Origin of the sequence: Arthrobacter sunyaminii (assembly GCF_018866305.1) — a bacterium.
GTDB classification, from domain to species: domain Bacteria; phylum Actinomycetota; class Actinomycetes; order Actinomycetales; family Micrococcaceae; genus Arthrobacter_B; species Arthrobacter_B sunyaminii.
This window is the reverse complement of sequence record NZ_CP076456.1, coordinates 3,403,306-3,424,201: the sequence shown is the minus strand read 5'-3', so window position 1 is coordinate 3,424,201 and position 20,896 is coordinate 3,403,306. Positions and strand designations below refer to the sequence as shown.

Below are 20,896 nucleotides of genomic sequence, written 5' to 3'. Positions count from 1 at the left end.
CCGCTAGAAACCCGCCCTCCGGTTCGCCGGGCGGCGGGTTTTCTATTGGCCCGCCGAGTGTCCCGTCCGCGTCGTGGGCAACAAAAAACCCGCCCCGGGGATGACCGGAGCGGGTTTGGCGGCTGGCCGCTGAGCTACGAGGTGGGCTTTTCGTCGTCGTTCTTTTTGTTTCCGGCCTGCTTCTCACGCTCGCGGAGTTCAGCCTCACGGCGCTTGAGCTCGGCTTCCTTCTCCTGCTGCCGACGGCGGATGGCCAGGTTGCGCAGGAACTCCGGGTCGTCGTCGGGAGCGGTGGGATGGCGCGGCTTCCGGTTCTTCGGCTCCGGACCGCTCATCGGGCGGCCAAACAGGAACCACAGGAGCGCGCCGAGCACCGGCAACAGCACGATCGTGAAGATCCACGCCGTCTTTGAGATGCTGCGCACCTCCTGTGCACGCGACATGACGCAGTCGACGATGGCGTAAATAATGACGGCGGCGACAATGATGACACCGAAAAGCACGAGGCGAGGCATGACTCAATTGTAGGGGAGCGCAGCTGACCTTCAGCTGTGAGTTCCATACCGGGCGGGTCGGCGGGTGCCCTCGTGGCCGTGAAGAAGCTGCACACAGGAACAGCCACTAGAATGGCGGTGTGGCTTTCTGGAAATTTACCGCTCTCCGCCTTGGTTTGGTGGCCGTCTTCTTTGCAGCATGCTATTGGTTGGGGCTGGGCTTGGTGCTCTCCGCGATTGCTGGCGCCGTCCTTGCATGGTGCGTGACGTACCTGTTCTTCCGCGAGATGCGCGACGAAGCGGCACGCACCGTGCAGCAGCGCTTCCACGGCAACAACCCGCGGACCACAAACCGCATTGAACGTGACGATGCCGGTGCTGAGGACAGCCTGCTGGATGCGCACCCGGACGTGCAGATCAACTCCGACCGCCGTCCCCGCGAGGATAAGTAAGCGCGGAACCTACCCGGGCATTACTACACCTAGGCCAGCATCCGGGTGAGGATCAGGCCGAGGCTGTACAGCAGGGCGAACCCGAGGTTGATCAGCCCCGTCTGTTTCAGGACCGGGATCAGGCTCCGGCGCTTCTTGCCCTTGAGCATCAGCCAGCTGGGCATCAGGCAGGCCGGGATCAGCAGCAGGACCAGCAGAACCCAGGGGTAGTCAGAGGCGAGGAACAGCGGCAGCAAAATGGCCACCGCGAGCATCATGACGTAGCTGATGCGGGCCGCTTCGTCGCCCAGCCGTACGGCCAGGGTCCGCTTTCCGGCCTCGCGGTCCGTGGGGATGTCCCGAACGTTGTTGGCCATCAGCAGCGCCATGGCGATCAGTCCGGTGCCGACGGCACCAAGCACCGCGGGCACGCTGATCTGTCCCGCCTGCGTGTACGTGGTACCCAGCGTCGCCACCAGGCCAAAGAACACAAACACGAAGACGTCGCCCAGTCCCATGTAGCCGTAGGGGTTGCGTCCGCCCGTGTAACCCCATGCCGCTGCGACGCAGCCCACCCCGACCAGGATCAGGAACCAGGCGGAAGACAGGATAACCAGCACCAGGCCGGCCACCATCGCCGCGCCAAAGCAGGCGAAGGCCGCGTACTTGACCTGCTTGGCCCGTGCCGCGCCGGAGCCGGTCAGCCGCAGCGGGCCCACCCGGTTGTCGTCGGTGCCGCGGATGCCGTCCGAGTAGTCATTGGCGTAATTCACGCCTACCTGCAGCAGGATGGCCACCAGTGCGGCGAGCACGGCATTCAGGGGTTTGAACGAACCGAGATCATAGGCCGCGGCGGTGCCGATAATGACCGGAGCCACCGCCATCGGCAGAGTGCGGGGGCGGGCTCCTTCTAACCACTGCGCGGCTGTAGCCACAATCAACATCCTCTTGTTCTAGTGAAGGTTCTCTGGGATCTATTCTGCCGCAGCTTCGCTGCGCGAAATCCGCCGGGCCGACGGCCCGGTGCAGACATCAGGGGTGCGTGTGCCCGGCGGCCGCCAGCAGCTGGCGGATCCCCATCCGGTCGGTTTTGCCGTTGGCCAGCAGCGGCAGGGCCTCCAGCAGGAGCACCACCTTGGGCACCGCGGCCTTTCCCAGCGTTGTGCGGACGACGTCGCGAACCTTTTCAGGATCAACGGAGCCGACGACGGCGGCAGCGACTATGCTTCCCCATTCCGGGCTGTCCAGGCCCAGGACCACGGCATCGGAGACTTCGGCCAACTGCTCGATGGCCGCGCCGACAGACGCGGCGGAGATCTTGACGCCGCCGCTGACGATGACGTCATCCAGCCGCCCGGACACCGTGACCCGGCCGTTCTCCACGTTGCCTGTGTCATCGGTCCGGTACCAGCGTTTGCCGGAATTGAACCGGAAGCGTTCCGCGGTGAGTTCGGGCCGGCCCAGATAGCCGTCCGCCAGGATGTCCCCGGCGATCCAGAGGGCGCCGGATTCCACCTCAACGTCGACACCGGGCAGCGGCACGCCGTCGTACACGCAGCCGCCGCAGGTTTCGCTCATGCCGTAGGTGGTGACGACGTTCAGGCCGAGTGCGGCTGCGTCGGCGAGGAGCCCGGTGCCGGCAGGAGCCCCGCCCAGGAGGATGGCGTTGAAGCGGCGCAGCACGCGCACCGTTTCCGGCTCGGGGTTGGTCAGCAGCCGGTGCAGCTGGGTGGGCACCAGGGACGTGAACCGGTTGCGGTCCGTCATCTCTTCGGCCGCCTGCGTAAAGCGGGCCGCGCTAAAGGATCCGGACGTGTCCATGAACACCGGCTGGGTCCCGGCATACAGCGAGCGGATCAAGACCTGCACGCCGGCGATGTAGTGCGCGGGCAGAGCCATCAGCCACTGCCCGTCCGCATGCAGCGCCATGGCCGTGGCCATGGAGGAAGCGGCCAGGGCATCCGTGCTGAGCATGGTCTGCTTGGGGGTTCCGGTGGACCCCGAGGTGCTGATGACCAGGGCGATGTCATCGTTGGGGAGTTCCCCGGAGAAAGTCTGGTGCGGGTCCGCATAGGGGGCAACAGCTGGACCTTCGCCGGCGAGGGCATCTGCCAGCGGAGCCAGGAGCTCCTGGGCATTAAAGCCGGCGGGTGTGTGGACGGTCAGCAGTTCCATGGCGGCGGCCTAGAAGTAGTAGGGGAAGGAGGACCAGTCGGGGTCCCGTTTCTCTAGGAAGGCTTCCTTGCCTTCCACCGCTTCATCGGTCATGTACGCCAGCCGGGTGGCTTCCCCGGCGAAGACCTGCTGGCCGGCCAGGCCGTCATCAGCCAGGTTGAATGCGAACTTCAGCATGCGGATGGCCTGCGGGGACTGCCGGGCGATGTCCGCGGCGTATTCCAGGGCCACCTTCTCCAGGTTCTCGTGATCGACTGCCTCGTTGACCGCGCCCATCTCCACCATGTCTTCGGCGGAGTACTCCCGGGCCAGGAAGAAGATTTCGCGGGCCTTTTTCTGGCCGATTTGCCGGGCCAGCAGCGCCGAACCGTAGCCGGCGTCGAAGCTGCCCACCGTGGCATCCGTCTGCTTGAACTTCCCGTGCTCGCGGGAGGCGATGGTGAGGTCCGAGACCACGTGCAGGCTGTGCCCGCCGCCGGCCGCCCAGCCGTTGACGACGGCTATGACCACCTTGGGCATGGTGCGGATCAGGCGCTGGACTTCCAGGATGTGCAGCCGGCCGGCGCGCGCGGGATCGATGGTTTCCCGGGTCTCGCCCTCGGCGTACCGGTAGCCGTCGCGGCCGCGGATCCGCTGGTCACCGCCGGAGCAGAAGGAGTGGCCGCCGTCCTTGGGGGAGGGGCCGTTGCCCGTAAGCAGCACCGTGGCAACGTCGGGGGTCATCCGGGCGTGGTCCATGGCCCGGTAGAGCTCATCCACGGTGCCCGGGCGGAACGCGTTGCGGACCTCCGGACGGTTGAACGCGATGCGCACGGTAGGCAGGTCACGCACGATCCCGCCGTCGGCAGAGCGCTCCACTTGGCGGTGGTAGGTCATGTCCTGCAGGTCCTCAAACCCGGAGACAAGACGCCACTGCTGCGGGTCGAAAATATCGGACACCTGTTCAGGAAGATCTGTGCTCACAGTTCCGAGTTTATCGCTCCATCCCAAACCCACTGCGCGCGACCCCGTGGAGGAACCGCCTAAGGTCCTCCCGCCGGACCGGTCTGCGTTCTGCGGCATGAATTTCCTGCCGATGGGCTGTCCCGTCCACCGGCTCCGGGCCTAGCGTGGTTTCATGGCTGGCTCCGCACCGGGGATTGATGGCCCGGCAACAGAAGCAATGCTCAAGCTCGGCAGGTTTTTCACCCGTTGGGATGAGACCGATGACGGCCGTGCCGTGTTCCGGGAGGGCGGCCGCAAGGGTGATTCCTTCTACCGGAACCGATGGAGCCACGACAAGGTGGTGCGCTCCACCCACGGAGTCAACTGCACCGGGTCCTGCTCCTGGAAGGTCTACGTCAAAGACGGGATCATCACCTGGGAAGCGCAGGAAACGGACTATCCCACGGTGGGTCCGGACCGTCCGGAGTACGAGCCCCGGGGCTGTCCGCGCGGCGCCGCCTTCTCCTGGTACACGTATTCGCCCACCCGGGTGCGCTATCCGTACATCCGCGGCGTGCTGCTGGAAATGTACCGGGCGGCGAAGAAGGACACCGGAGACCCGGTGCTGGCCTGGGAACGAATCGTCAATGACCCGGAAAGCCGTCGCACCTACCAGCAGGCCCGAGGCAAGGGCGGGCTCGCCCGGTCCACCTGGGCCGAGGCCCTGGAGATGACCGCCGCGGCCCACGTTTCCACGGTCAAGAACTACGGTCCGGACCGCTGCACCGGCTTCTCGCCTATTCCGGCCATGTCCATGGTGTCCCATGCCGCCGGTGCCCGCTTCATCAATCTCATCGGCGGGGTGATGAACAGTTTTTACGACTGGTACGCAGACCTTCCGGTGGCCAGCCCGCAGGTTTTCGGTGACCAGACGGATGTGCCCGAATCCGGGGACTGGTGGGATGCCACCTACCTCATGATGTGGGGTTCCAACATCCCGGTGACCCGCACTCCCGACGCCCACTGGATGGTGGAGGGACGCTACCGCGGCACGAAAGTGGTCTCGGTCAGCCCCGACTATGCGGACAACACCAAGTTCGCCGATGAGTGGCTGCCCGCCCAGGCCGGTTCCGACGGCGCGCTCGCCATGGCCATGGGCCACGTCATCCTCAAGGAAAACTTCGTGGACCGGCGGGTACCGTTCTTCGAGGACTATGTCCGCCAGTTCACCGACCTTCCCTTCCTCGTCAGCATCAACACCCGCACCGACGGTTCCGTGGTGCCGGGCAAGTTCCTCACCGCTGCGGACCTCGGTCCGGCCGAATCCGGTGCCGCGGACGCCGCCTTCAAGACGGTGCTGCTGGACCGGGACGCCGGCACTCCGGTGGTGCCCAACGGTTCAGTGGGTTTCCGCTACAACGACGCCGACGCCGGCAAATGGAACCTCGACCTGCAGGGCGTGGTTCCGGCGCTGTCGATTGCCGATGCGCCGGCCTGGCAGGGTGAAGTCAGCCGGGTGGACCTGCCTGCCTTCACCGATCCGAGCGGCATCGGCTCTGTCCTGCGCCGGGGCGTACCCGTCATGACCGTGGCCGGCAGGACGGTCACCACCGTGTTTGACCTGATGCTCGCCCAGTACGGTGTGCGCCGGGACGGTCTGCCCGGGGAATGGGCCACCGGATACGACGACGCCGAAACCCCCTACACTCCGGCCTGGCAGCAGGAGGTCACCAACGTCAAGCCCGACGCCGTGATCCGCACCGCCCGGGATTTCGCCGCCAACGCCGAGAAATCCAACGGCCGCTCCATGATCATCCTCGGCGCGGGCATCTGCCAGTGGTATCACGGCGACGTCACCTACCGGGCCATCCTGGCAATGCTCATGCTCACCGGCTGCGAGGGCCGCAACGGCGGCGGCTGGGCGCACTACGTCGGCCAGGAAAAGTGCCGGCCGATCACCGGCTGGGCGGCAATGGCCTCGGCCGGTGACTGGAACCGGCCTCCGCGGTTCATGATCGGCACCGCATTTTGGTACATGCACACGGACCAGTTCCGCTCCGACGGCTACTCCTCCGACTCCATGCAGTCGCCGCTTGCACAGGGACACCTGCGCGGCCTGCACACCGCAGATGTGATCGCCAAGTCCACCCGCATGGGCTGGATGCCGTTCTTCCCGCAGTTCGACGCCAAGAACTCGCTCGATGTGGCCGATGAGGCAGCGGCGGGCGTGGCCCGCGGCGAGGCAAAGGATGAAGCGTCCTGGGTTGCCCGCCGGCTCAAGGACGGAAGGCTTCGGTTTGCGGTGGAGGATATTGATGCCCCGGAGAACTGGCCCCGGACCCTGGTCCTGTGGCGGTCCAACCTGCTGGGTTCCTCGGCCAAGGGCGAGGAGTATTTCCAGAAACACCTGCTGGGCACCCTCAACAACGTCATGGGCGCCGATCACGGCGAGTCCCGGCCCGCCGACGTCGTCTGGCGCGACGAGGCGCCGCAGGGAAAGCTCGATTTGCTGGTCTCCGCGGACTTCCGGATGACCAGTTCCACGCTGCTCTCCGACGTCGTGTTCCCGGCCGCCACCTGGTACGAGAAATACGACCTCTCCTCTACCGACATGCACCCGTACGTGCACGCCTTCACACCCGCCATCGCGCCGCCGTGGGAAGCCAAGACGGACTATGACCTGTTCCGGCTGCTCTCCGAGGAGTTTTCGCGCCAGGCAGCGGTCCATCTGGGGGTGCGGAAGGACCTGGTGGCCACGGCGCTCACCCATGACACGCCGGGGGAAATTGCGCAGCCCGGCGGGCACGCCCCGGACTGGAAAGGCACGGATATTCCCGCGGTGCCGGGCAAGAACCTGCCCTCCCTGGCCGTAGTGGAGCGCGACTACACCGCCATCGGGGAGAAATTCGTTGCCGTGGGGCCGCTCGCGGACAAGCTGGGCCTGACCACCAAGTACGTGAAGTACGACGTCACCAAGCCGCTGGAAGACCTCGCGCGCAAGCACGGTGTCTTTGACAGCGGGGCGGCGGCGGGACGCCCCGCGGTGGACACCGACGCGCGGATGGCCGAGGCCATCCTGCTGCTCTCCGGAACCACCAACGGCGAACTGGCGGTGCAGGGATTCCGGACCCTCGAGAAGCGGACCGGCACCCCGCTGGCTGACCTGGCCGAGGGCGCGGAGGACAAGAAGATCACCTTCCGCGACACCCAGGACCGGCCGACGCCGGTCATCACGTCGCCGGAATGGTCCGGCTCGGAAACCGGCGGGCGGCGCTACGCCCCGTTCACCATCAACATCGAACGGCTCAAGCCCTTTCACACGCTGACCGGCCGGATGCACTTCTTCCTGGACCACGACTGGATGCAGGACATGGGCGAAGCCCTGCCGATCTACCGGCCGCCGCTGGACATGCACCGGCTGTTCGGAGAGCCGCAGCTGGGCACCCGCGGCGACCTGTCCGTGGCGGTGCGTTACCTGACCCCGCACAACAAGTGGTCCATTCATTCCGAGTATCAGGACAACCTGCTGATGCTCTCACTGTCCCGGGGCGGCACCGCAGTCTGGATGAGTACGCAGGACGCCGCGCTGATCGAGGTCAATGACAATGACTGGGTGGAGTGCATCTCCAACAACGGGGTCCTGGTGGGCCGGGCCATTGTGTCCAGCCGGATGCCGGCCGGAGTCATCTACGTCCACCACGCCCAGGAGCGCATCATTGACGTGCCCAAGTCGGAGGCGACCGGCCGGCGCGGCGGCATCCACAACTCGGTGACCCGCATCCTGGTCAAGCCCACCCACATGATCGGCGGCTACGCGCAGCTGTCCTGGGCGTTCAACTACCTTGGCCCCACCGGCAACCAGCGCGACATTGTTTCCGTTGTCCGCAAACGCTCCCAGAAGGTGGCTTACTGATGCGCATCATGGCCCAAACAGCAATGGTGATGGCGCTGGACAAGTGCATTGGCTGCCATACCTGCTCCGTGACCTGCAAACAGGCCTGGACCAACCGGGCGGGCACCGAATACGTCTGGTTCAACAACGTGGAGACCCGCCCCGGCCAGGGGTATCCGCGCCGGTACGAGGACCAGGAGAAATGGAAGGGCGGCTGGGAACTGAACAGCCGCGGCAAACTCAAACTGAAAGCGGGCGGCCGGCTGGCCAAGCTTTTTGGTATCTTCGCCAGCCCGGTCCAGCCGGAGCTGGACGATTACTACGAGCCGTGGACCTACGACTACGAGAACCTCATCAACGCCCCGGCGGGCAACGATTTTCCGGTCGCGAAGCCCAAGTCGCTGATCACCGGAGAGGACATGAAAATCGAGTGGTCCGCCAACTGGGATGACGATCTGGGCGGCTCGGCGCGCACGCAGCTCAGCGACCCGGTGCTGGAAAAGATGCGCCGCGAGGCGGAGGAGAAGGTGAAGCTGGAATTCGACTCCACCTTCATGTTCTACCTGCCGCGGATCTGCGAGCACTGTTTGAATCCCTCCTGCATGGCGTCCTGCCCGTCCGGTGCGATCTACAAACGCGAAGAGGACGGGATTGTGCTGGTGGACCAGGACCGCTGCCGCGGCTGGCGGCAGTGCGTGACCGGCTGCCCGTACAAAAAGATGTACTTCAACCACCGCTCCGGAAAGGCTGAGAAGTGCACCTTCTGCTATCCGCGCATCGAGGTGGGCCTGCCCACCGTGTGCGCCGAGACCTGCGTGGGCAGGCTGCGGTACATCGGCATTTTCCTGTACGACGCCGACCGGGTCACGGCCGCGGCATCTGTCCCGGATGAGAAGGACCTGTACGAGGCCCAGCTGGATCTGATGATGGATCCCAACGACCCGGAGGTGCTTGCCGCGGCGCGGGCGGAGGGCATTCCGGAGGACTGGCTGGAGGCAGCCCGGCGCTCGCCGGTGTACGCGCTGGCCAAGACCTTCCGGGTGGCACTGCCGCTGCATCCTGAGTACCGCACCATGCCCATGGTCTGGTACGTGCCGCCGCTGTCCCCGATTGTGGATGTGCTGAACGAACAGGGGCACGACGGCGAAAGTGCGGACAATCTCTTCGGCGCCATCGAAGCGCTGCGGATCCCGGTGGAGTATCTGGCCGAACTGTTCACGGCCGGAGACACGGATCTGGTCACGGGCGTCCTTCGCAAGCTTGCAGCCATGCGCGCCTACATGCGGAACATCACCCTCGGCGACGTCCCCGATGAACAGATTGCCGCCGACGTCGGAATGACCGGCGAACAGATCGTGGCCATGTACCGGCTGATGGCCGTCGCCAAGTATGAGGAGCGTTACGTCATTCCCAGTGCTCATCTGGAGGATGCCCACAACCTGGAGGAGATCGGCTGTTCGCTGGATGTGGACGGCGGCCCCGGAATGGGACAAACCGGTGTATTCGGCGAAGCCTCCGGGCGGCCGATGCCGGTGGCGGTGGAAAACTTCGCCGCTCTGCAGGCCCGCCAGCGGGGGGACGATCCCACCGGCAACGGAGATCTCGGCGGCCGCGTCAACCTGTTGAACTGGGACGGGCGGGGCTCACCCCGGGGCCTGTTTCCGGCTGACGGCAACCGCGGCGTGCCTGGAACCACCGGCGGTACCCAGTCCGAAAGCGGCATCGGCGCCGGTTACGACCAAGCCGAGGGTGACGGGCCGGACCAGCAGGGAGGTGGCCGGTGAGCCTGCTGGAGAAGCTTCTGGGCAAACCCGGCAAGGGCACCTTCGAGCCGGAACCTTACAAGGACGCCAATCCCCGGCGCAGCGCCGTCGTCCGGCAGGTCTGCGGGCTGCTGCTGGAGTATCCGGACCAGGAACTGGTGGACCTGGTGCCGTCCATGCGTGCGGCGCTCGCGGAAGCCGGCGCGGATGCCGAACCGCTGGAGGAACTGCTCTCCTGGCTGACCGTAAAACCGCTGCCCGAGGTGCAGGCGGATTATGTCCAGGAATTCGACCTGTCGAAGCGGCACAGCCTGCACCTGACCTACTGGACCGACGGCGACACCCGCCGCAGGGGCGAGGCGCTTGCCGCCTTCAAGGAGGTTTACCGGGCGCACGGTGCCCTGCCGGAAGGGTCCGAGCTGCCGGACTACCTGCCGCTGGTGCTGGAATTCGCCGCCAAAGTTTCCCCGTCGGACGGCTACGAACTGCTGCAGCGCTACCGGCCCTCGCTGGAACTGCTGCGGCTGGCACTGCGCGATGACAATCTTCCGTACTCCGGAGCTTTGGCGCTGGTCTGCTCGACCCTGCCCGGGGTTTCTCCCGAGGACCGGCAAACGGTCATGCAGACAGCCGGCTACGGGCCGCCCACGGAAACGGTGGGCCTGGAACCTTACAGTTCCCGGCTGCTGCCGGTGCATGAAAGGAACGCGCCATGATACGTGCGGACGTACCTCCGCCGGCCAACGTGCAGGTGGGTTTGGGTGACGTGATGCTCTGGGGCGTGCTGCCCTACGTGGTGCTGGCCGTACTCATTCTGGGCTCGATCTGGCGCTACCGGTATGACCAGTTCGGCTGGACCACCCGCTCCTCCCAGCTGTACGAATCCCGGCTGCTGCGCATTGCCTCTCCGCTGTTCCACTTTGGCATTCTGGCGGTGATCGTGGGCCACTTTGTGGGGCTGGTCATCCCGAAGAGCTGGATGGATGCCATTGCGATCAATGAGGACCGGTACCACTTCTTTGCCCTCAGCGTGGGCTCCATTGCCGGGTTTGCCACGCTTGTGGGGATCGTCCTGCTGATCTACCGGCGGCGGACCACCGGGCCGGTCTTTATGGCCACCACCCGGAACGACAAAGTGATGTACATCTTCCTGCTGGCCGCCATCCTGGCCGGGCTGGCCACCACCGTCTTCTCCGTCTTTGACGCCGGGATCGTGAACTACCGGGACACCGTGGCGCCATGGTTCCGCTCTCTCTTCATTTTCCAGCCGGATATTGCCGCGATGACCGCAGCGTCGCTCTCCTTCAAGATCCACACCCTGTGGGGACTGGCGCTGTTTGCGCTCTGGCCGTTCACCCGCCTGGTTCACGCCTTCACCGCGCCGCTGCAATACCTGTTCCGCCCGTACATCGTCTACCGCTCCCGCGGAAAAAGGCCTGCACCCGGGTCACCTACTCCGCGCGGCAGCTGGGCTCCGGTAGGCACTCCGGACCGCAACCGCAAAGGCATACCCCGGAACTGATGCGCCGGCACCAGCCCTGCACGAGAGGAGACCGTCATGCCAGCTTCAGCGCAATCGCCGGCGTCATCCGCGGACCTGAGATCCGGGCAGCTGAAGAACCTTATTGTTGCCACGGTGGCGTCCACGGTGGGGTTCTGGGCCTGGACAATCATTGGGCCGTTGTCCAGCCGGTACGCCGCGGACATGGACCTGGGACCGGGGCAGACCTCCATCCTGGTGGCCATGCCCATCCTGGTGGGATCAGTGGCCCGCATTCCCGTGGGGGCCCTGACCGACCGGTACGGCGGCAGAATCATGTTCACCGTCATTCTGGGTGTTACTGCGCCACTGGTGCTGCTGACCGGCATCGTGGGACAGATGGGGAACTTCCCGTTCCTGGTGGTCATTGCGTTTTTCCTGGGCATCGCCGGGACGGTGTTCGCCATCGGCATTCCGTTCTGCTCGGCCTGGTACGAACGCACCCGGAAAGGATTCGCCACCGGCGTCTTCGGCGCGGGCATGGTGGGCACCGCCGTCTCGGCGTTCTTCACGCCCCGGCTGGTCACCGCGGTCGGCTACATGGGCACCCACATCACCATCGCCGTCGTCGTGGCTGCCATGGCGGTGCTGAGCTGGCTGATTCTGCGTGAGTCACCGGCCTGGTCTGCACCCACCGAACCGGTGCTGCCGAAGATTACCCACGCCTTTAGCCTGCGCGTGACCTGGCAACTGTGCTTCCTCTACGGAGTGGTCTTTGGGGCCTTTGTGGCGTTCTCCAACTATTTGCCCACGTACCTTGGCAACGTGTACGACTACGATGCGACGGCAGCCGGAACCCGGACCGCGGGTTTTGCGGTGGCTGCCGTGATCGCCCGGCCCATCGGCGGAACGATCGCGGACAAAGTGGGTCCGAAACTGGTGACCCTGACGTCGCTGGCCGGCACCGTGGTCCTGGCCATTGTCGTTGCGCTGCGGCCGGAGGAGGAACGGGTGTACGGTACGGCGTTCATCCTGATGGCCCTGTTCCTGGGGCTGGGCACCGGGGGCGTGTTTGCCTGGGTGGGACGGGCAGCACCGGCGCAGGACGTGGGCACGGTCGGCGGGATCATCGCCGCCGCCGGTGGACTGGGCGGCTATTTTCCGCCGCTGGTCATGGGCGCCACCTACGATCCCGCGAACCGCAGCTATTTTGTGGGGCTGATGCTGCTGGCGGCCTTTGCCGCCGTCGCGTTCCTGCTGACCTTCACGGTCCGCAACGGCGGCAAGACGGATCAGCGTGCCAGCACGTGACGGCGCGCGGGAGGCTTATTCTGCGTCGTGCACCCATGCCGCGAGCCAGTAGGGGGAGCCGTGCGCTGTTTTCACGGTGACTTCCACGCCTTCAACGGCCTCGTCGGCCGGAGCATCGAAAGTATATGACGAGGCGGGGCTGCTGCAGGGAACGGTATAACGCCCCATAGCTCCGCTGACGGACACTGAATCTCCGGGGGGACAGGACGCGGAGAGGCTCAGGACCTGTCCCGCTTCCAGCACTCCGTCAAACTTATGGGTTCCGGTGCCAACGCCCTGCTCGGAAAGAACCCTCTCTCCGGACGGAGAAACACCGTCCAGTTCAATCTGTGGTGCAAGGGGTTCCGCCACATCCGAATCCTCAAGAGGGCCGGAAGGGGAGACACCTGCGGCAGCCGCCGGCGTGGTGTTGGCCGGCTCGGCTTCAGCCGTCCCGTCCGCGGAACATCCGGAGAGGACAGCAACAAACATTGCGGCCAGGGCGCCGCGGCCAATCCAAAGGCCGGGGTTGCCGCGGCCGCGCTGCCCTGTGGTGGAGGTACGTGCTGCTCTCGATGCGCTTTCCTTCATATAGGTTCCCATCAACGACCCTAAACACAATGAGGTGAGTTGAATCAAGGGTTTTTGAAAAGTGCCGGAAATTTATTTATCCATGCAAAGGAAACATTTTCATAAATGCTAGGCGCCGCCGTGGACCCGGGCCTGTACCCAGAAGGATGCGCCGCTGGACGTCTCCACAGTGACCGACAGATCCGGAATATCCCGCACGAGGGCCGGATTGCTGACACTCATGTCAAGCGGCCCGTTGCCGCAGCGAAAGTTGCCGATGCCTGCGATGGCGGGGTCGGTTTTCACGTCCAGTTCTCCGCCAGGGGTGCACGTGACCGCAATGGTGAGGGATTCCCCCTCTCTCAGACCACCCTCAAGAACGTAGCTTCCGCTGCCTGTTCCCTTTTCGGAGAGGACGAGTTCTTCCGCCGGGTACGACCGGGAATCCGGTGACAGAGGTTCATGTAAGGGCTCAGGTGCAGCTGCAGATGAGGGAACGGGCGTGGGGGAGGAAGAAGTTGAAGGGACAGCGGGGGCAGGGCTGTTGGTGCCCCCGGCGTCGGTGCTGTCCGCGGGACCCGCGGAGCAGGATGCAAGGACAATTACCGCTGAGCATGCCAGCAAGGCCCGCCGTGCCCGATTCCCTGCAGAAGTCTGGGAAATGTCCGTTGGATCGTTCCAAAGCGTATTTTCCATTGCCGAGCCTAATCACATTTGGTGTACCCGAATCAAGGGCTATGAATAATGAATCCGCAGGTTTTTCCCGTGAATTCATCTCGAATCGGTTTTGGGGCGGGGGTAGAGTCGGAGGATGGGTGCAATCGAACTGGTCCTGATCCGGCACGGCGAGAGCGCGGGAAACGTAGCAGCCACTGCGGCACACCGCTCCGGGGCCGAAGTCATCGACATTGGGCTGCGGGACGCCGACGTTCCGCTGAGTGACGCCGGTGTTCAGCAGGGTGAAGCACTGGGCCGCTGGCTCGCCGGGCTGCCGGAGCATGAACGTCCCGAGGCTGTTTGGTGTTCGCCGTACCTGCGGGCCCGGCAGACAGCGGAGCTGACCGGTCTGCAGGACATGCGCCTGGACGAACGGCTGCGCGACCGGGAACTGGGCATCCTGGACCTGCTGACTTCAGCAGGAGTGGACGCCCGTTTCCCGGATGAAGCACAGCGGCGAAACTGGCTGGGCAAGTTCTCCTACCGGCCCCCGGGCGGGGAATCCTGGGCCGACGTGGCACTGCGCCTGCGTTCGGTCCTCCGCGACATCGACGACGAAAACGACGGAAAGCGCGTCGCCGTCGTCTGCCATGATGCCGTGATTATGCTGATCCGCTACATCTGCGAGCAGCTCAGTGAGGCCGAACTTCTCGATATTGCTTCCAGTACAAGCGTCCGTAACGCTTCCATAACCCGCCTGATGCGCCCGGAAGGAAAGGGCCGCTGGGTGCTGGAGAGTTTCAATGCCGTTGACCATCTGGAATCCGGCGGCGCCCCGGTGACCGAGCATGCAGGAGATGACAACCATGTCCACCCCCGCTGAACCCGTAACTGCCGTAACTCCCGCCCTGCTGAAGGGCTGGCAGGTCAACCGTGAGGCCGCTGACAAATCCGACCGCGGCAACGTGCTGGTGGTTGGTGGTGCACGGCGTTCACCGGGTGCTGCCATGCTGACCGGCCGTGCCGCCCTGCGTGTGGGCGCCGGGCGGCTGACCCTCGCCGTGACCGATTCAGTGGCCGTGGCCGTTGCCGTGGCAGTGCCTGAATCGGGGTGCGCTCCGCTGCCCGAAGACGACGGCGTGATTTCCGGGTCCCGGGCGGGTAAGGCCATAGGGGCCGATCTGGAAACGTCCGACGTGGTGGTGGTTGGCCCCGGTCTGGACGACGCCGATTCCACCGCAGAGCTGCTCCGGAGCATTGCCCCGCTGATGAAGGAAGACGCGTCGGTGGTCCTTGATGCCTACGCCCTGGGTGTTCTGCCCGGTCTGCCGGAGGTGTATGAGGGATGGGCCGGGCGTCTGGTGCTGACGCCGAACAAGAAGGAAGCCGCCCGGCTGCTGGATCTTGACCCCGGGACGGATCTCGACGTGGAACAGGCAGCCCTGGACATTGCTGCCAAATATCAGGCGGTAGTGGCCGCCCAGGGCTTCATTACGGCACCGGATGGCCGGCGCTGGGAAGTTCCTGCGGGCAACTCCGGCCTGGGCACGTCCGGCAGCGGAGACGTTCTGGCCGGCGCCATCGCCGGGTTCCTGGCCCGAAAAGCCAGCCCAGAACAGGCCGCCTGCTGGGGAACCTACCTGCACTCCACCGCCGGCGACCGGCTGGCCGCCGCCCAGGGACCCCTCAGCTTCCTGGCCGGGGAGCTGCTGGACGCCATGCCCCGCGTCATGGCTGAGCTGACCGTCTAACGTGGCTGAGCTTCGCCGGCCGGACTTCCTGTCCTACGCCTTCAGCGTGCGGGACGGAATTGCCGCAGGGTTTTACGTGCTGTTCCTGCTGATCTTCAGTTACGCCCCGGGGCTCGGCATCCCCGGACTGACCACGCTGATTCCCAATCCGCTGCTGGCCGGCTACGTGGTGAACCTGGCGTTCTACCTTTCGGCCGGCGCACTGGCCGCCTGGGCTTCCTGGCGCTACGCGGTGCGGGAAACCCGGATCCTGGCCACCCGGCCCTGGCTGACACTGGCGATCATTCCGGGCGGCGTGTTTGTCATGCTGCTGCTCACCGCCGTCGCGGTGGCCTTCACCGGACCACCCGAAACAGCGGTCAACCAGGAAGCTGTCCAGGGCCTGGTGGTTTCCCTGCCGCCGCTGCTGATCATTCCGCTGCTGGTGCTGATCGCTCCGTTTGTGGAGGAGTACATCTTCCGCCACCTGCTCATCGGCAAGCTCAGCAGGCACCTGAACATCTGGGCCTGCTGCATAATCTCCGTGCTGCTCTTCGCGGGCATCCACCTGGCCGGCAAGGAAGCGCTGACGCTGCCGGTCCTGATGCCGTACCTGGCCATGGGGGCGGTGCTGGTGGGCATCTACGTCTGGGCGGGAAACAACTTCATCCTGTCCTACGCCGTGCACGCCGCCAAGAACCTGCTGGCCGTTGTGCTGACCTACGCTGTGCCGGCGGAACTGCTGCAATAACCCTGGAAGCGCCGCACGCCGGACCCTCCCCGCTCCAGCCCGTTGGCCTAGGCGATGCAGAATTCGTTTCCTTCGGGATCGGCCATGGTGTACCAGGATGATGGCCCCTGCTGTTCCGAATACAGGAAGGTGGCTCCGCGTGCCTCAAGTTCCGCCCGCTTCACGTCCTTGTCCGCCCCGTTGATATGGATATCCAGATGGATGCGGTCCTTTGCCGTCTTGGGCTCGGGCACGGGCTGGAAAAGGATGCGCAGGCGTTCCGGGGAGCCGACCTCGCTTTCCCGGCAGATCGCCGCACCGTCGCGCCACCGCCGCTGCCCTTTATGGTCAACCAGCATGTCCGGGGAAATGGTCCCCTGATCCAGCAGGGAATCAATCAGGGCCTGGTCCAGGGGTTCAACGACCCAGCCCAGCGTTTCCGCCCACCAATCAGCCTGCTCATGGGCGTTTTCGCAGTCCACGCATATTTGAATGTTGAAGCTCATGCCCGAAGCCTAGCCCCGTGAACCGCCGGCTGCGGGCGTTCCTTCGGACATTTTCTGTCCGCAGAGCCGTCTGTCACCCGAGGCCGGTCACATTGACCGCGTTCCGCCGTCGTGCAATTCTTTACAGAACGAATGGTCAGTAAATGCTGTCCGGCCAGCGTCGGCCGGCGGCACACACACGGTGGGAGCAACAATGACTGAAGCGTTTCTCGTGGGCGGAGTGCGGACTCCGGTGGGCAGGTACGGCGGCGCGCTGTCCAGTGTCCGGCCCGATGACCTGGCGGCACTGACGCTGCAGGAACTGGTGGCGCGCGAGGGACTGGACCCCGCCGTCGTCGACGAAGTCATCCTCGGCAACGCCAACGGTGCCGGTGAAGAGAACCGCAACGTTGCCCGCCTCGCCGCCCTGCTGGCCGGGTTTCCCGGCGACGTTCCCGGCATCACCGTGAACCGGCTCTGCGCCTCCGGACTGTCCGCCATCATCATGGCCTCGCACATGATCAAGGCGGGAGCCGCGGACATTGTCATTGCCGGCGGCACCGAATCCATGAGCCGCGCGCCCTGGGTCACCGAAAAGCCCACCAAGGCCTTCGCCAAGCCCGGTGAAACCTTCGATACCTCCATCGGCTGGCGCTTCGTGAACGAACGCTTTACCTCCGGAGAACTCTCCCGTGACGGCAAGATGACGTACTCCATGCCGGAAACCGCCGAGGAACTGGCTGCCGTGGACGGCATCTCCCGCGAGGATGCCGACGCGTTTGCCGTCCGATCGCACGAGAACGCGCTGGCAGCCATTGCCGCCGGACACTTCAAGGACGAAATTGTTCCGGTCACCATCCGCGGCCGCAAGGGCGACACCGTGGTGGATACCGACGAGGGCCCGCGCGAGGGCACCACCGCCGAGGTGCTCGCCAAGCTGCGTCCCGTGGTCCGGCCCGGCGGCATTGTCACCGCCGGCAACTCCAGCACGCTGAACGACGGCGCGTCCGCGATCATCGTCGCCTCCGAGCGTGCCATCCGCGAGTACGGGCTCACCGCCCGGGCCCGGATTGTCGACGGCGCGTCCGCCGGAGTGCCGCCGGAAATCATGGGCATCGGCCCCGTCCCGGCCACGCAGAAAGTGCTCGCCCGCAGCGGCGTGAAACTTGCCGACGTCGGCGCCTTTGAACTCAACGAAGCCTTCGCCACCCAGTCCCTGGCCTGCATCCGCCGGCTCGGCGTGAACGAAGACATCGTCAACAACGACGGCGGCGCCATCGCCCTGGGGCACCCGCTGGGTTCCTCCGGCTCCCGGATTGCCATCACGCTGCTGAACCGAATGGAACGCGAGGGTGCCTCCCACGGCATTGCCACCATGTGCGTCGGCGTTGGCCAGGGTACGGCCATGCTGATCGAGGCCGTCTAAATGGGTGCCGACTACAGCTCCTTCACCACCCTGCAGGTCACCGAGGGGAACGGGCGCGTCACCGCCGTCCTCAATCGGCCCGAGGTCCGCAACGCCATCGACGCCGCCATGGTCGAAGAGCTGCACCTGCTCTGCGCGGACTTGGAGGAGAACCCCCGGACCCTCATCCTTGCTGGAAGCAACGGGGTGTTTGCCTCCGGCGCGGACATTGCCCAGCTGCGCGAACGCCGCCGCGACGACGCCCTGCGAGGCATCAACTCCACCGTGTTTGCCCGGATCGCCAAACTGCCGATGCCCGTCATTGCGGCATTGGACGGCTACGCCCTGGGCGGCGGCGCGGAGCTGGCCTTCGCTGCGGACTTCCGGATTGGAACACCCCGCGTCAAGATCGGCAATCCGGAAACCTCGCTGGGGATCCTGGCAGCCGCCGGCGCCAGCTGGCGGCTGAAGGAACTGGTGGGCGAACCGCTGGCCAAGGAGATCCTGCTGGCCGGACGGGTGCTGAACGCCGAGGAAGCGCTGGCCGCGCACCTGGTCACCGAGCTCGCCGAACCGGAAGACCTGCTGGCCGCCGCGCACGCCCTGGCGGACCGGATTGCCCGCCAGGACCCGCTGGCCGTCCGGCTCACCAAAACGGTGTTTGCCGCGCCGGCGGACGCCCACCCCGCCATCGACAATTTGGCGCAGGGGATTCTGTTTGAATCGCAGGCCAAGTTTGACCGCATGTCAGCATTCCTTGAGAGGAAGAAAAAGTAATGGCAGTTCCCTCCACGGTAGGAGTGCTCGGCGGCGGGCGCATGGGGGCGGGCATTGCCCACGCCTTCTGCACGGCCGGAGCAACGGTGGTGGTGGTGGAGCGCGACGACGACGCCGCCTCCGCCGCTTATGACCGCGTCGCCGGCGCACTGGCCAAGAGCGTCGAGCGCGGCACCGTTTCCGCGGGCCTGGCGGACCTGACCGCGCGTTTGTCCGTTTCCACGAACTATGCGGCGTTCTCCGGTGCCGGGTTGGTGGTGGAAGCAGTGCCGGAGGATTTCGGACTGAAGGCAGCAGCCCTGGTTGCGGTCGAGGAGCAGCTGGGATCCGAGGCCTGGCTGGCGTCCAACACGTCTTCACTGTCCGTCTCCGGCCTGGCGGAAAAGCTGCAGCGCCCGGAGCGGTTTTGCGGGCTGCACTTTTTCAACCCGGTGCCCGCCTCCACCCTGATCGAGGTGGTGCTGGGAAAGCAGACCTCCGAGGAGCTGGCTGAAGCCGCCGCCGCCTGGGCCCAGGACCTCGGCAAGACGCCCGTCGTCGTGAACGATGCCCCGGGCTTTGCCAGCTCCCGCCTGGGAGTGGCCATCGCCCTGGAAGCCATGCGCATGGTGGAGGAGGGCGTGGCCACGGCAGAGGATATCGATGCCGCCATGGTCCTGGGCTACAAGCACCCCACGGGACCGCTGCGGACCACCGACATTGTGGGTCTGGACGTGCGCCTGGGCATTGCCGAGTATCTTGCCGAAACCCTTGGTCCGCGGTTTGAACCGCCGCAGATCCTTCGTGACAAGGTGGCGCGCGGCGAGCTCGGCCGGAAGTCCGGCAAGGGCTTCTTCGACTGGTCCTAGAGTGGCGTGATGGGCAACCGGGATGTGGAGTGGGAAGGCGCGGCGAATGCCCGTGACCTGGGCGGCATCCCGGTTGCCGGCGGCGGCTCCGTGGCACCCGGCCGGATCTTCCGGATGGGCCGGTCCGAATGGCTCACTGAGCGCGGCTGGGCGCAGGCCCGCGAAGCAGGCGTCCGCACCGTCGTCGACCTCCGCAACGACGTCGAGCAGGGCCGCCGGGACACCGACCCGGAGGTGGGCGCCGACGCCGCCGCCGGCATCACCTTCCTGACCCGGCCCACCCAGGAAGCGAACGATCCCGACTTCACCGCGCTCTGCGGCCCGTACATGGATTCACCCAAGTGGTATCGGGAGAACCTGCGCCGCTGGCCGGAGAAGATCGCCGCCGTCGTTCAGGCCCTCGCAGACGCCGACGACGGCGCGGTGGTGATCCACTGCTCCGCCGGCCGGGACCGCACCGGGCTCATTGCCATGCTGCTGCTCCAGCTGGCCGGGGCATCACCGGAGGCCATTGCCGATGATTATGAGCAGGCGGTCCGCGGTATTAATGCCTTCCACGCCACGCAGGTGCATCCGCGGGAAAAGCCGCTGACTCCCGATCAGGAAGCCGCCCGGGTGGCCGACGGACGGCGTGAACTGTTCCGCGCCCTGGACGGGCTGGACGCGGAACAGTACCTGCGCGACGCCGGGCTCAGCCCTGCTGTGCTGAAGCGGCTTCGGCGCCGGATGCTGAACTGAAGCCGCTACACGGCCTGAGCTTTTCCGGCGTCGCCAAGTAGAAAAAAGAGCGCCGGGCCGGGCCGTCGAAACCGCCGGGGACCAGGAGCGAGGAGTATCGGGCGCACCACTGGGCCGCTCCGCCGGAACCGGCGAGGGCCAGGGCCAGCGTCGGCAGGTCATGGAACCACATCAGCTGCTGCCTGCCGTCCACGACCACCTGGACGATGCCCAGGTCCAGGTCCACGTAGGCCTGGGCATCCACCCAGTCATCGAAGCCAACAAGCTTCTTGGCATGGATCTGATGGATGTTATGGCCGGGCCGGAAGCTGGCGCAGCGGGTGTCACTGGAAGTGCTCACAGCGTGTTCCTTTACAGGTTGTCCTTGCCTGCGCCGGGCGGCGTCAGGCCGCTTCGTCATCCGAACCACCCGCCGAACATGGGGTTGGTGTGAGGCCAGTCGGAGCTTTTACGGACCCGGATTCCTCCGGGCGTTGGCCACCTCTCGTGAAGCTGACACCACCATAG

General features: G+C 65.7%; 21 protein-coding genes and 1 riboswitch. Of the genes, 13 read left to right on the top strand and 8 right to left on the bottom strand.

Translation table 11 applies throughout. The annotated features are described in order from the left end of the window. Positions 1 to 134: 134 nt before the first annotated feature. Complete coding sequence (locus KG104_RS15515) at positions 135 to 515, bottom strand: PLD nuclease N-terminal domain-containing protein (RefSeq protein WP_104053057.1); 381 nt, start codon at positions 513 to 515, stop codon at positions 135 to 137. A 119-nt stretch (positions 516 to 634) separates the two neighbouring features. On the opposite strand from KG104_RS15515, the gene KG104_RS15510 reads away from it, so the two are divergent. Continuing rightward, positions 635 to 946 carry a DUF4229 domain-containing protein gene (locus KG104_RS15510; protein ID WP_207347765.1) on the top strand — a complete coding sequence of 104 codons (312 nt, stop codon included), beginning with the start codon at positions 635 to 637 and terminating at the stop codon, positions 944 to 946. Between the two features lie 29 nt (positions 947 to 975). On the opposite strand, the gene KG104_RS15505 is transcribed toward KG104_RS15510, so the two are convergent. The 3 genes from KG104_RS15505 to KG104_RS15495 all read right to left on the bottom strand — a co-directional run bounded on the left by KG104_RS15505 (position 976) and on the right by KG104_RS15495 (position 4,063). Then, the gene (locus tag KG104_RS15505; protein WP_207347766.1) at positions 976 to 1,860 is read right to left on the bottom strand and encodes a 1,4-dihydroxy-2-naphthoate polyprenyltransferase; all 885 of its coding nucleotides are present in this window, start codon (positions 1,858 to 1,860) and stop codon (positions 976 to 978) included. A 97-nt stretch (positions 1,861 to 1,957) separates the two neighbouring features. Next, entirely contained in the window at positions 1,958 to 3,100 is a 1,143-nt protein-coding gene (locus KG104_RS15500) for an AMP-binding protein (RefSeq protein WP_104053055.1), read from the bottom strand. A 9-nt stretch (positions 3,101 to 3,109) separates the two neighbouring features. Continuing rightward, positions 3,110 to 4,063, bottom strand: a complete 954-nt coding sequence (locus KG104_RS15495; RefSeq protein ID WP_207347767.1) for a 1,4-dihydroxy-2-naphthoyl-CoA synthase — start codon at positions 4,061 to 4,063, stop codon at positions 3,110 to 3,112. 154 nt (positions 4,064 to 4,217) lie between these two features. Here KG104_RS15495 and KG104_RS15490 point away from each other — a divergent pair, with 154 nt between their 5' ends. From KG104_RS15490 to KG104_RS15470, 5 genes are read left to right on the top strand one after another with little or no spacing between them, the layout of a single operon-like run. Next, positions 4,218 to 7,937 (top strand): nitrate reductase subunit alpha, encoded by a 3,720-nt coding sequence (locus KG104_RS15490; protein WP_207347768.1) that lies wholly within the window; start codon positions 4,218 to 4,220, stop codon positions 7,935 to 7,937. Further along, a complete protein-coding gene (gene narH / locus KG104_RS15485) occupies positions 7,937 to 9,700 on the top strand; it encodes a nitrate reductase subunit beta (RefSeq protein WP_104053052.1) in 1,764 nt (587 codons plus the stop codon). The genes KG104_RS15490 and narH overlap by 1 nt, the downstream gene beginning before the upstream one ends. Next, positions 9,697 to 10,395, top strand: a complete 699-nt coding sequence (narJ, locus tag KG104_RS15480) for a nitrate reductase molybdenum cofactor assembly chaperone (protein WP_104053051.1) — start codon at positions 9,697 to 9,699, stop codon at positions 10,393 to 10,395. The genes narH and narJ overlap by 4 nt, the downstream gene beginning before the upstream one ends. Then, complete coding sequence (gene narI, locus KG104_RS15475) at positions 10,392 to 11,201, top strand: respiratory nitrate reductase subunit gamma (protein ID WP_207347769.1); 810 nt, start codon at positions 10,392 to 10,394, stop codon at positions 11,199 to 11,201. The genes narJ and narI overlap by 4 nt, the downstream gene beginning before the upstream one ends. Before the next feature lie 36 nt (positions 11,202 to 11,237). Beyond that, complete coding sequence (locus tag KG104_RS15470) at positions 11,238 to 12,470, top strand: MFS transporter (RefSeq protein WP_207347770.1); 1,233 nt, start codon at positions 11,238 to 11,240, stop codon at positions 12,468 to 12,470. A gap of 15 nt (positions 12,471 to 12,485) precedes the next feature. On the opposite strand, the gene KG104_RS15465 is transcribed toward KG104_RS15470, so the two are convergent. Together KG104_RS15465 and KG104_RS15460 are read right to left on the bottom strand one after the other, a co-directional pair. Continuing rightward, positions 12,486 to 13,040: a hypothetical protein gene (locus KG104_RS15465; protein ID WP_207347771.1), complete on the bottom strand. Its 555-nt coding sequence runs from the start codon at positions 13,038 to 13,040 to the stop codon at positions 12,486 to 12,488. Between the two features lie 108 nt (positions 13,041 to 13,148). Then, positions 13,149 to 13,325: a hypothetical protein gene (locus KG104_RS15460; protein ID WP_181032219.1), complete on the bottom strand. Its 177-nt coding sequence runs from the start codon at positions 13,323 to 13,325 to the stop codon at positions 13,149 to 13,151. A gap of 505 nt (positions 13,326 to 13,830) precedes the next feature. On the opposite strand from KG104_RS15460, the gene KG104_RS15455 reads away from it, so the two are divergent. Genes KG104_RS15455 through KG104_RS15445 form a run of 3 tightly spaced genes read left to right on the top strand, consistent with a single transcriptional unit; the run spans position 13,831 to position 16,157 of the window. Next, complete coding sequence (locus KG104_RS15455) at positions 13,831 to 14,559, top strand: histidine phosphatase family protein (protein ID WP_104160303.1); 729 nt, start codon at positions 13,831 to 13,833, stop codon at positions 14,557 to 14,559. Continuing rightward, on the top strand, positions 14,543 to 15,427 hold the full coding sequence (locus tag KG104_RS15450) for an NAD(P)H-hydrate dehydratase (protein WP_207347772.1): 885 nt from the start codon (positions 14,543 to 14,545) through the stop codon (positions 15,425 to 15,427). Before KG104_RS15455 ends, KG104_RS15450 begins: the two co-directional genes overlap by 17 nt. A gap of 1 nt (position 15,428) precedes the next feature. Then, positions 15,429 to 16,157 carry a CPBP family intramembrane glutamic endopeptidase gene (locus KG104_RS15445; protein WP_207347773.1) on the top strand — a complete coding sequence of 243 codons (729 nt, stop codon included), beginning with the start codon at positions 15,429 to 15,431 and terminating at the stop codon, positions 16,155 to 16,157. Between the two features lie 47 nt (positions 16,158 to 16,204). On the opposite strand, the gene KG104_RS15440 is transcribed toward KG104_RS15445, so the two are convergent. Continuing rightward, the gene (locus KG104_RS15440) at positions 16,205 to 16,642 is read right to left on the bottom strand and encodes a VOC family protein (RefSeq protein WP_207347774.1); all 438 of its coding nucleotides are present in this window, start codon (positions 16,640 to 16,642) and stop codon (positions 16,205 to 16,207) included. Positions 16,643 to 16,835: 193 nt separating this feature from the next. Between KG104_RS15440 and KG104_RS15435 the strand changes: the two genes are divergently transcribed. Genes KG104_RS15435 through KG104_RS15420 form a run of 4 tightly spaced genes read left to right on the top strand, consistent with a single transcriptional unit; the run spans position 16,836 to position 20,389 of the window. Then, entirely contained in the window at positions 16,836 to 18,047 is a 1,212-nt protein-coding gene (locus tag KG104_RS15435; protein WP_207347775.1) for a thiolase family protein, read from the top strand. Next, the gene (locus KG104_RS15430; protein WP_104160307.1) at positions 18,048 to 18,803 is read left to right on the top strand and encodes an enoyl-CoA hydratase/isomerase family protein; all 756 of its coding nucleotides are present in this window, start codon (positions 18,048 to 18,050) and stop codon (positions 18,801 to 18,803) included. Then, positions 18,803 to 19,651 carry a 3-hydroxyacyl-CoA dehydrogenase family protein gene (locus KG104_RS15425; protein WP_207347776.1) on the top strand — a complete coding sequence of 283 codons (849 nt, stop codon included), beginning with the start codon at positions 18,803 to 18,805 and terminating at the stop codon, positions 19,649 to 19,651. The genes KG104_RS15430 and KG104_RS15425 overlap by 1 nt, the downstream gene beginning before the upstream one ends. Before the next feature lie 9 nt (positions 19,652 to 19,660). Then, positions 19,661 to 20,389: a tyrosine-protein phosphatase gene (locus KG104_RS15420; RefSeq protein ID WP_207347777.1), complete on the top strand. Its 729-nt coding sequence runs from the start codon at positions 19,661 to 19,663 to the stop codon at positions 20,387 to 20,389. Here KG104_RS15420 and KG104_RS15415 read toward each other — a convergent pair. Next, the gene (locus KG104_RS15415) at positions 20,343 to 20,729 is read right to left on the bottom strand and encodes a hypothetical protein (RefSeq protein WP_207347778.1); all 387 of its coding nucleotides are present in this window, start codon (positions 20,727 to 20,729) and stop codon (positions 20,343 to 20,345) included. The two genes, KG104_RS15420 and KG104_RS15415, sit on opposite strands and share 47 nt — an antisense overlap. 15 nt (positions 20,730 to 20,744) lie before the next feature. Next, a riboswitch (SAM riboswitch) is annotated at positions 20,745 to 20,881 on the bottom strand. Between the last annotated feature and the right edge of the window lie 15 nt (positions 20,882 to 20,896).

Excerpts from the sequence above, each read along its gene's own strand:
- KG104_RS15515 (WP_104053057.1), bottom strand. The coding sequence starts at position 515 with ATGCCTCGCCTCGTGCTTTTCGGTGTCATCATTGTCGCCGCCGTCATT.
- KG104_RS15500 (WP_104053055.1), bottom strand. The coding sequence starts at position 3,100 with ATGGAACTGCTGACCGTCCACACACCCGCCGGCTTTAATGCCCAGGAG.
- KG104_RS15490 (WP_207347768.1), top strand. The coding sequence starts at position 4,218 with ATGGCTGGCTCCGCACCGGGGATTGATGGCCCGGCAACAGAAGCAATG.
- narH (WP_104053052.1), top strand. The coding sequence starts at position 7,937 with ATGCGCATCATGGCCCAAACAGCAATGGTGATGGCGCTGGACAAGTGC.
- narI (WP_207347769.1), top strand. The coding sequence starts at position 10,392 with ATGATACGTGCGGACGTACCTCCGCCGGCCAACGTGCAGGTGGGTTTG.
- KG104_RS15470 (WP_207347770.1), top strand. The coding sequence starts at position 11,238 with ATGCCAGCTTCAGCGCAATCGCCGGCGTCATCCGCGGACCTGAGATCC.
- KG104_RS15465 (WP_207347771.1), bottom strand. The coding sequence starts at position 13,040 with ATGAAGGAAAGCGCATCGAGAGCAGCACGTACCTCCACCACAGGGCAG.
- KG104_RS15455 (WP_104160303.1), top strand. The coding sequence starts at position 13,831 with ATGGGTGCAATCGAACTGGTCCTGATCCGGCACGGCGAGAGCGCGGGA.
- KG104_RS15450 (WP_207347772.1), top strand. The coding sequence starts at position 14,543 with ATGTCCACCCCCGCTGAACCCGTAACTGCCGTAACTCCCGCCCTGCTG.
- KG104_RS15440 (WP_207347774.1), bottom strand. The coding sequence starts at position 16,642 with ATGAGCTTCAACATTCAAATATGCGTGGACTGCGAAAACGCCCATGAG.
- KG104_RS15435 (WP_207347775.1), top strand. The coding sequence starts at position 16,836 with ATGACTGAAGCGTTTCTCGTGGGCGGAGTGCGGACTCCGGTGGGCAGG.
- KG104_RS15430 (WP_104160307.1), top strand. The coding sequence starts at position 18,048 with ATGGGTGCCGACTACAGCTCCTTCACCACCCTGCAGGTCACCGAGGGG.
- KG104_RS15425 (WP_207347776.1), top strand. The coding sequence starts at position 18,803 with ATGGCAGTTCCCTCCACGGTAGGAGTGCTCGGCGGCGGGCGCATGGGG.
- KG104_RS15420 (WP_207347777.1), top strand. The coding sequence starts at position 19,661 with ATGGGCAACCGGGATGTGGAGTGGGAAGGCGCGGCGAATGCCCGTGAC.